At 62.6% G+C, this 2,995-nt stretch carries 3 protein-coding genes; 1 reads left to right on the top strand and 2 read right to left on the bottom strand.

Annotated features, from left to right (window positions below; genetic code table 11):
• Nucleotides 1-41: 41 nt before the first annotated feature.
• The gene (locus tag FFS60_RS28435) at nucleotides 42-668 is read right to left on the bottom strand and encodes a DUF2459 domain-containing protein (RefSeq protein ID WP_162144835.1); all 627 of its coding nucleotides are present in this window, start codon (nucleotides 666-668) and stop codon (nucleotides 42-44) included.
• Between the two features lie 310 nt (nucleotides 669-978).
• On the bottom strand, nucleotides 979-1,785 hold the full coding sequence (locus FFS60_RS28440; RefSeq protein WP_028631292.1) for a lytic transglycosylase domain-containing protein: 807 nt from the start codon (nucleotides 1,783-1,785) through the stop codon (nucleotides 979-981).
• Between the two features lie 426 nt (nucleotides 1,786-2,211).
• On the opposite strand from FFS60_RS28440, the gene FFS60_RS28445 reads away from it, so the two are divergent.
• Nucleotides 2,212-2,715, top strand: coding sequence for a hypothetical protein (locus FFS60_RS28445; protein WP_028631293.1), 504 nt, complete (start codon nucleotides 2,212-2,214; stop codon nucleotides 2,713-2,715).
• Nucleotides 2,716-2,995 lie beyond the last annotated feature (280 nt).

Below are 2,995 nucleotides of genomic sequence, written 5' to 3' on the forward strand. Positions count from 1 at the left end.
ATACGACACGAGGTTGGATGTACCCCCATCGTCTGCGCGGGTTAGCGGGTAACCCGGCAGGATGCACCAACCGCTGTCGCACGGTGTAGCTGCGACAGGACGTTCCCCGCCGTAATCACCGCTGTAGGCGACATTGGGCAGCGGCTCGCGGCCAGCGCCTCTGCGACCCAGGTATTGCAGGTATAAAACAGCGAATAGCTACCCTCGGCCTGGTAGAACCGGCTCTCTCCATACAGGCCAGGCCCGAGCACCGCCAAGGTGCCCGTCGCAGAGTGGGTGAAGGTCCCGGCCACGAACGCGAGCAGTCGCCGGTAGCCGTCCTCCGTCACCCGCACCTCGATGACCTCGCTTGCGGCAAAACGCCGCCTGGGGTCCCCGTCAATCTTGACCGCATGCAGCACGGTTGCCGTCGACCCGAACAAGGCTCGCAGGGCGAGGCTCATGGTGGCCTGTGGGGCTCGGTAAAAGTCCTCGTCACCCCAGCCGAACTCAACGAAGTCACCGTCGCCGAACTCTTCGGCCAGTGCGGGAAGTACCTGAAGTAGATCGGGGCGTGCAATTGCCAATCCGGTATGCAGGCCATGATTCACTACATAGACGGACCGCCAATCGCCACCCTCGTCCCTTGGCGGGTCCGACGCGGTAGCGCAGCCGAACAGCGTCAGCATCAGGGCCAGCACTACAAGGCGCATGCACAAGGGTTTGGAGGCTCGCTAACGAACGTGGAAGACCCCGGCAGGGGTGGGTGCTTATACAAGCATAGAAGCTGGCCCGCAGCATCAAGCAGGCAACCATGGGCAATCGCGGCAGGCAGAAATGGTCGATAGCTACCGGTGAGCGTGGACGTTCGGTTGAGCCATTCCACGCCCGGCGTATTGATCGAGCGCGGAGCCTGATTGCTCGCGTAGGGCGGATAACGCGCCATCGCTATCCGCCGTGGAGGGACCGAACCCATTCCGGGTTATGCGCCCTGCGGTACTAGCGATGGTTGCGATAGCGTTCGGTCAAGGACTGCACGAGGGTGACGTAGGATTGCGTCTCGGCGTAGGGAGGCACCCCGTTGTACTCGACCACGGACGCTTCGCCGGCGTTGTAACCTGCCAACGCCAGCACCTGGTTGCCGTTGAAGCGCTTGAGCAGCCAGGCCAGGTAGCGCGTGCCGCCACGAATGTTCTGTCGCGCGTCGAACGGATCGTCTACGGCGAAGCGCTCGGCGGTGGCGGGCATCAACTGCATCAACCCCTGGGCGCCGGCTACGGAAATGGCGTTGGGGCGAAACGCCGATTCGGCATGTATCACTGCGCGGACCAGCGCCCTGTCGACACCGTAATGACCCGAAGCGGCTTCGATCTCCCGCCGATAGGAACGGGTGTCCAGGCGCAGTGAGGCGACCTTGAAATCCTTCGGCGCCATGCACAGATAGCAGCCCTTGATGTAATCGAGCTCAAGGACAGTGACCCGAGCGGAGATCCCAACGGGGCGCCGGCTCACATATTTACGAATACCCTTGTGGACGAAGGTGTACACCCGAATCCGCACCGCGCCTGAGTCGTCGCCCCGCGCAAGCCTTGGCGGGGCCTTTGCCTTGGCGTCGACAGCGGCGCCCGCCATGCCATCCAGGCGAGTGCAGCGGGCGCTGGCGATGGCTTGGCTGGTGTAGCTGATGGTTCCGTCCCTGGCTTGGCACTTGAACGTGGCGCTGGCGCACAGTGGAACGGCGAGCAAGGCCAGCTCGATGCAGCCAAGAAGGCTCTTGCGAGCCCATTGCCATGCTCTGGAACTCATCACATCGCTCCGCGCCGCAAGCGCCGATCGGCCGTGGGGGGCCTGGCCCGGGCAATCGGGAAACACCAACTGGGACTGTCGTCGCCGGCGGTAGCCCCACGCGCGCTTTGCGCACGCTCGCCGTGCTCCTGTTCCTGACAGGCCCCCCAGGATTTCCCAGGCGCTGCCTGTGCAGGGCCTATCCTGAATGACCCACTGTTTGTTCTGGTAGTTATAGCCCTTGTAACCGGCCTTGGAACCTGCCTTGACGTACGGGTTGCCGGCGCTCCCGTGTGGCGCAGGCCGGCTTGCCAGGGCCGAAAACAAAGGTCTGGAGCACGAAAAATCTGCCGCCTGGGCCGACGAACCTGGCCAAGACTGAATACAATTCATGTCCGAATACCCCAGGCCATGAACATGGCTGTATCGAACAAGGAACTCGCCTCCATGGCCTCCTCTGATAAACAGCAAAAACGCGCCCAGCGGGCCAAAGCCAAGGCCAAGCAGAACCGTTCGGGCAAGGCAAAACCCAAGGTCAATGTCGTACATCCGCTTCTGGCCAATCCGCTGGTCAACGAGCCTTTCGATGATGTCGAAATCGACCTGAGCACCTTCGACTTCAAAGACATTGAAGAGAACGGTTTCGACCCGGCGCTCTTCGACGATCTGTTCCAGGCGATGAACGTCGGCGAAGGCATCAGCCTACTGGCGATGTGCCTGGTGTTCCTGCAGTACCCGGTGCTGGAGTTGGTGGTCGCCGAGGAAGAGGAAGAGGCTGCCATCGACTTCATGATGGGCCTGCTGATCGTCTATCGCGGGATCTTCCACGATGAAGACGAAGACACGGCAGTGAGTTGGGTCGGCGGCGATGCCTTCCAGACGGCCTACAACGAAGCGTCGATGATCCTGCAGAAGAAGTACGCTCGCGGCACCTCAAGCGCCCGAGTTTAGCCGCGCGCCGAGCGGCTACTGGTGGCAAGCCGATTGGGCCTCGCTTCGCCCCGCGCCAACCTATGGGCGTGCGCGGGTGTTTCGTGCAGGCAAACAAAACCCGCCATAGAGGCGGGTCATTAAGCATCCAGTCCGTAGGTGAACCCCATGCGGGGCTGGGTGATGGGTTACGCGGGCTCGCGGAACGCCGCCCGACCCATCCTAAGGGGGTGGGACGCCGAGTTACGCCTGCATCGCTGCGCCATGCACATCCATCGCCGCCTGGCGCAGGGCTTCGGAG

The sequence above is a fragment of the Pseudomonas sp. D(2018) genome (genome assembly GCF_005502555.1).
Lineage (GTDB): Bacteria > Pseudomonadota > Gammaproteobacteria > Pseudomonadales > Pseudomonadaceae > Metapseudomonas > Metapseudomonas resinovorans.